This window comes from uncultured Polaribacter sp. (assembly GCF_947503855.1).
Taxonomy (GTDB): domain Bacteria; phylum Bacteroidota; class Bacteroidia; order Flavobacteriales; family Flavobacteriaceae; genus Polaribacter.
This window is the reverse complement of sequence record NZ_CANNFF010000007.1, coordinates 202,814-209,027: the sequence shown is the minus strand read 5'-3', so window position 1 is coordinate 209,027 and position 6,214 is coordinate 202,814. Positions and strand designations below refer to the sequence as shown.

8 protein-coding genes and 1 pseudogene are annotated in these 6,214 nt (G+C 30.1%); 3 read left to right on the top strand and 6 right to left on the bottom strand.

Features of this window, described 5'->3' with window-relative positions:
* The 3 genes and pseudogenes from Q0662_RS08060 to Q0662_RS08050 form a co-directional block, all read left to right on the top strand.
* A pseudogene (locus tag Q0662_RS08060) lies at positions 1-131 on the top strand (IS982 family transposase); the annotation flags it as partial.
* Positions 132-156: 25 nt separating this feature from the next.
* A complete protein-coding gene (locus Q0662_RS08055; RefSeq protein ID WP_298948596.1) occupies positions 157-375 on the top strand; it encodes a helix-turn-helix domain-containing protein in 219 nt (72 codons plus the stop codon).
* A complete protein-coding gene (locus Q0662_RS08050) occupies positions 362-487 on the top strand; it encodes a hypothetical protein (RefSeq protein WP_298948594.1) in 126 nt (41 codons plus the stop codon). Before Q0662_RS08055 ends, Q0662_RS08050 begins: the two co-directional genes overlap by 14 nt.
* A gap of 359 nt (positions 488-846) precedes the next feature.
* Here the strand turns inward: Q0662_RS08050 and Q0662_RS08045 are convergent, their stop codons facing one another.
* The 6 genes from Q0662_RS08045 to Q0662_RS08020 form a co-directional block, all read right to left on the bottom strand.
* On the bottom strand, positions 847-1,134 hold the full coding sequence (locus Q0662_RS08045) for a DNA-binding protein (RefSeq protein WP_298948609.1): 288 nt from the start codon (positions 1,132-1,134) through the stop codon (positions 847-849).
* Between the two features lie 259 nt (positions 1,135-1,393).
* On the bottom strand, positions 1,394-1,849 hold the full coding sequence (locus tag Q0662_RS08040) for an RteC domain-containing protein (RefSeq protein WP_298948607.1): 456 nt from the start codon (positions 1,847-1,849) through the stop codon (positions 1,394-1,396).
* On the bottom strand, positions 1,753-2,016 hold the full coding sequence (locus Q0662_RS08035) for an RteC domain-containing protein (protein ID WP_298948605.1): 264 nt from the start codon (positions 2,014-2,016) through the stop codon (positions 1,753-1,755). The genes Q0662_RS08040 and Q0662_RS08035 overlap by 97 nt, the downstream gene beginning before the upstream one ends.
* 256 nt (positions 2,017-2,272) lie before the next feature.
* Positions 2,273-3,175 carry a carbohydrate kinase gene (locus Q0662_RS08030; RefSeq protein ID WP_298948593.1) on the bottom strand — a complete coding sequence of 301 codons (903 nt, stop codon included), beginning with the start codon at positions 3,173-3,175 and terminating at the stop codon, positions 2,273-2,275.
* Between the two features lie 77 nt (positions 3,176-3,252).
* On the bottom strand, positions 3,253-4,785 hold the full coding sequence (locus Q0662_RS08025) for a glycoside hydrolase family 32 protein (RefSeq protein ID WP_298948591.1): 1,533 nt from the start codon (positions 4,783-4,785) through the stop codon (positions 3,253-3,255).
* A gap of 1 nt (position 4,786) precedes the next feature.
* Entirely contained in the window at positions 4,787-6,202 is a 1,416-nt protein-coding gene (locus Q0662_RS08020) for a DUF4960 domain-containing protein (RefSeq protein WP_298948589.1), read from the bottom strand.
* Positions 6,203-6,214 lie beyond the last annotated feature (12 nt).

Below are 6,214 nucleotides of genomic sequence, written 5' to 3'. Positions count from 1 at the left end.
ATTATGCAAAGACTTTTCAAGGGTTTAAAACTAGAATATTATCAAAAATTACAGCGTTAACAACGGTTCAGTACATCTATAAATTTATATTCGATAGGAATATTAATAATATTAAAATTAGCATTATTTAAAATGCACAACGGGTAAAAGCATATAATGGAGTTGTTATCAGAATTTGTAAAAAAACGCAGAAAAGAAGTACATCTTACCCAAGAAGAGTTTGCAGAACGTGCAGGAGTTGCTTTAACAGTAGTGCGTAAAATAGAACAAGGTAAAACCAATTTGAACTTAGAAAAAGTGAATTTGGTTTTAGCGATGTTTGGTCATGAATTAGCACCTGTAGAAAGAAAAAACATAGACGATGAGACAAGGTAATGTATATTATAAAGACACACTTGCAGGTAAAATTACAGAAACTGCAGAGGGAGACTATGTTTTTACTTATGCGCATTACTTCGTCTCTAGAAATACTTATCGGGTTTCTTAATCGGTTGCAGTTCCAGAATTGAAACAAAGCAATGTATAAGCTGATATGTGTTGGATTTAAGGTATGATCGTTGATGACTTTATCAAAGAAACCTGTTAGGTGTTTTATGAAATTAATGTTTTGCATAATTCTATTATTTTCATTTTGCCTTAATACAAAACGAAACAAAAAATTAAGACTTACTTTTATTTTTCTTAGATTCTACTTTTTACTTCACTAACGAATCCATACCGCAAGCTCCCCGAAATAGGTTCGGGACATGCTTTGGATTCTATCGCTTCATAAAAATTGATATTTTACAAAAAATAAAATAAGTCAATGTTAATATTGATTAAAGTTGAGGTAACTTAACAAACCTTCTAAATATCAAAACTTTTTGTGAATACGGTTGGACTACCTAATACTTTTTGAATTTCTTCATAATCGTAATAGATTACTCCAGCAACTTTAGAATAGGGTAATGTGCCATTGATTCTTAAGTTTTGCAATCTGCCTGGTGTGATGCTTAATAAATCTCTGACTTCCGGAGATTTTAACCATTTTTTTGGAGCAAAGCCTGATTGATGATTGATCATTGCTTTGATATTTTCTAGCAATTCCACTTTAAATTCTTGTAGATCTTCTGTTGTAATAATTGTAGCTGTTATAGTTTTTTTTTAAGAAAGAATAGGATAAATATTTTAGTATTACACCCTACTTCTTTATATGTTATTAATTATTTCTATGACAAATATGAACTTAATATTCATATAACAATCACAACCTTTACCCAAGATGGGTATTTTTACTACTCATTAACAATACTTTAAATTATATTAATTTGTTCTTCGTTTTAAAAAAAGAAGTAATAAAAAAGTGCAAATTATATGAATATAATTTGCACTCAAAAAAAACTAAGTTGGGTATTTATTCATCAGATTCTAGCATTTTGGTTATTAGGGATTCTTTAAGCTTATCAATGAATTTTGTTTGATTTATTTTTCTTGAGCGTATTTCTAGGAACGTTCTGTAAAAATCTCCTAAATTTATATTGAACATCTCTTCAAAAGTCATTGCCAATTCTTTAATATCTGCAGTACCACTATTTATTTTACCAGCACTGTAAAGAGCATAAATAAGCTCTACTAATTCTGTTTTATTTCCTGTCCAAAATAATTGTGATTGTTTTTTAAAGGTGTTTCCGTTTGTTTCCATACCATTATCTTCTAGTTTATCAACTTCTTTCTTGAGATGGATTATTAACATATCAAACGCTAATATTTTAGCTACTGTACTGTCCTTACTTGTAGAAAACTGTTCGTCTGGTAAAAATGAAACGTATCTGGATACAAACGCATATTTGCTCTCCCTCTTAAAAAATATTGTTCGTCTAAAAATGTAGCACCTCTTCTATAATATTGGTAAAATTCTAAGTTTTCATTGAAATAAATTTGTAATTTATCTATATGATTATTAAGGTATTTAACTATTGACTTATTACTACTTCTAGGTCTCTTACTTTCTATATTAAATAAAGTTACATAATAGATTACTTTACTATATACCTGAGGCTTGTATATTTTAAAAAATTGTATTTCGTTTAATTTACTTTTGAATTCTTTTCTAACTACAGTATTTCTAATCTCAATTAAAGTTTTCTTGGTTATTTTAATACCTCTTTCTGCAATTTTTAAAATATCTTCAATTTCGGATTCTAATATTTCTAATTTATTTTCTAATTCTTTAACTTTTTCTTCATATTTTTTCAGTACAATTTATCATTATACTCTTAAATAGAGTTGTTTTCTATTTTTTTACTGATTTGATGTAAGGATTTAAAAACTCATTTATTTCCTTTTTTGCTATATTGGGGTTAGCTCCTTCACTTTGCGCTACTAAGGCACCCACTGCACAAGCAAAATCAATGGCTTTTTGCGGATGAACTTTATTAAGAAGTTGGCTGATTAAAGAAGCTAAAAAAGAATCACCAGCACCTACAGTGTCTATTACATTTATTTGAAAACCGCTATTGTAAAATAATTTATCATTGTAGAATAAAACTGCACCATGAGGACCTTTGGTAACACAGACATATTGTGTATTTGTTTTTTCTGAAATAAACCTTAGATTTTGTTCTAATGAGTTGTATTTTGAGCCTAGTTTTTTACAAACTTCATATAATTCGTCATCATTAAATTTTATAAAATCTGCTTTTTCCATTAAATAACTTAAGACTTCTATGGTATAATAGGGTTCTCTTAAATTTAAATCGAAGATTTTATATTTTGCAAATTCAATTAATTGATATAATGTATTACGAGAAGTTTCATCTCTTGCTACAAGACTACCAAACACAAAAGCATCAGAATTTATAACTACATTTCTAGCGCCCTCTGTAAATCGAATCTTATCCCAAGCTCTTGGGTATTTTATATCATAAGACGCAGAACCTTTTTCATTGAGCATTACATTTACTTTACCCGTTTGAAATTCTTTTTTAATTTGAATATTATCTGTATTGACTTTATTCTTATTTAAAAACTCTATTAATTTTTGGCCATATTCGTCTTGCCCTATTGCACTTACCATTGCAACACTATTGTTAAACGAACTTAACCTACTAGCTACATTTAAAGGGGCACCTCCTATTTTTTTATGGGTTGGAAAAACATCCCACAAGACTTCACCAAAACAAACTATTCTACTCATATACAAATTATTATAAAAAGTTCCAAAAAAAGGTTTTACACTTTTTTTGGAACTTAATTAACTAAAACAAATTATTTTTATAATTGATTAATTTTTAATTTTTTAATAAATTCTATTTCATTATTACCAGAAATCTCTAAATTTTTAAAAGGTGCTAGTGGAAATACTAAAGCTGTTAAAACACGCTCTCCATCATTTAGAAAAATTTCCATTGAAGATTTATCGACTAACATACTTATTTTTAGTTGATTTGAATCAGGTAAAACATAAGGACATTTTAAAACATTTCCATTCAAATTATTAAATTTATAACCAGATTCTGACCTATCCAATAATAGCTCACCTGTAACTTTGTTATAATTTATAACAACACTTGAGCTTTTATTACCCCATTCTATTTTAGCTTCATTAATAGCACTAAAATCTAGAGTAGTTTCTAGATAGAATTTACCTTCTCCCAACGTTTCATCATTCAACAATTCGAATTTGCTTGTAGCATTGTTGTTGTCAACCATATTACCACCAATTACGTAAATTAACTCTGTTGGTAATTTACTAACAATGATACTGTTGTTATTAGTGTTTTGCCAATGTAAAGTTCTTGCAAATGTCATAGCACTTCTGTAACTATAGGTTGGTACATTTTGGGCATAACTCCAATTACTCATCCATCCCATAAATAGATTTCTATTACTAGGCTCATTACTCCATGTTACACCAGCATAATTATCTGTACCATAATCTAACCATAGGGTACTTTCTTGTGAAGATGTAAATGTTTCACCATCAAAATCTCCCAAGAAATACTGTGTTCCTGAACCTCCATTTGGACCACCAGGGTTAATACTTACCAATAATGCCCAAGTTTCTTGACCGTTTTCATCTTTAATTTTAAACAAATCTGGGCATTCCCATACACCTCCATGAGCCCCTACATCTTTCCCGAAACTATGCTCATAGTCCCAATTTATTAAGTTAGGAGATGAATAAAACATGATTTCATCTCCAGCAGCAATAACCATAATCCATTTTTGCGTTTCTTCGTGCCAAGAAACTTTGGGATCTCTAAAGTCTACTATATTATTATTTACCAAAACAGGGTTGTCTTCATACTTCGTCCAACTTCTGCCTTTGTCGTTGCTAAATGCTAAACTTTGTGTTTGATTGTTATTGACAGGGTTTTGATGTGTAAATATCGCAACAAGAGGGCTTTCGCTACCCGTCTTAAACCCAGATGTGTTATTAGAATCAACAACAATACTACCTGAAAAAATGTTTCCTAAATCATCAGGATATAAAGCAATCGGCATTTCTTGCCAGTTTACCAAATCTTTACTGATTGCATGTCCCCAGTGCATAGGACCCCATACACTTGCATCTGGATTATGCTGATAAAACAAATGATACTCCCCTTCGTAATATACCATTCCATTAGGATCATTCATCCAATTTGATTGTGGTGTAAAATGAAAATCTGGTCTATAATCTTTATCACCTATTGTTACTAACTCAGCAGTTGAATTAGATAATATTTCATCCTCATTACAGTTTGAGAATATTAGGGTTAAAAAGGTAAATAATAGTATTCTACTAACTTTTAACAATTTCATATTATTTGGTTTTTAAGTATTCTAAAGCATTTTTAGTTATTCTCTCTATGTTGTCTTGATATAAATTTACACCGCTGTTTTGATTCCACTCAAAAGCACCAATTCCGATAGCAATAGCAGTTCCATTAAAATCATCATTAGGCATTGCTTCAAAATTAGCCATCATCCAATAATCTCTAATACCATCCCAAACTCCAAGAATTCTAAGTTTTGCATCATTAAATAAATTCGAATACACCTGCTCATTAGCGTTGCCAATACCATAATAATCTCCAATCCATAAAACAAAATTATGATCCTCTCTGTATCCTGGGCCTATTAATGGAATTATTTTTCGCTCATCTGGTTGTATCACTTCTACCCCTTGATAAATCGGATGAGTGCTTTCATCATGCACAAGGCCTATATTTATGCCAACAGACCATGTGTCGCCATTAGAAAATCCTGCACCTGCTCCTTTAAGTTTCCCAATATTGTCTGTTATTCTTCCAATTGTCCATAAATATTCAATAGCATGGGTGTTAAGTAAAAGCCCACCACCATTAGCATGAAAATTAGTAATTGCAGTAACTACATTTATTGTTAATGCTTCAGCTGGAAGTTCTGGATTGTCATCATCTTTGTCGTAATGCCACCAAAGTACTCTAAAACTGCTTAGATCTTTTCCATTCTCAATATCAGAAAATGAGATATATTCTGCATCTGGATAATTTTCAAAAAGCCATAGAGCTGATGCCTTTTCATCATCATCACTAATTGAATTAACATCTGCTGCTAAACCTAAATAACCAATTTTAGTTTTTCCAACCTTAAAAATTAAGTTTCTAGATGGTGATTCTTGATTTTGTGAATTAATAGTATTTATTTTAAAACTATATTCTCTAAGCTCAGCATTTTCAAGTGTATATGTAGTAGCATTACTAGGCAAACTAACCACTTCAGAGCCATCAATAGTTAATTTAACTCCAGTAATATCGGTATCTTGTATATCCCAGGTTAAAATAACATTAGTTCCTTCTTGTGTACCAGCAAAATTTAAAACGGGTTGTGGCCCTTCTCTAGTTAAACTAACTGTTTCACCTAAAGAGAAATTTCCAGTATCATTATCTTTTAATTTTAGCGTAAAAAAGTATTGAACATTAACTTCACCAATTTCAAATTCATAACTTGATGTTGAAAAATCAAGTAATTCTAATCCATTATTGTGTTTTAAAATTGTTGTAACATTTCCAGTATAAGACGGATTACTCCATGTTAATTTTGCAATATCACCTTCTAATACAATATTTAAATCGTCTACTGAAGGGACAATAGTTTCTGCTGCAGCTTCTATATCACGATCTTGAGAACATGAATAACTTATAATAAGCAAGAAACTTAGTATTGTTATCTTTATTATGTTTAATGTATGTTTCATAATATTATTATT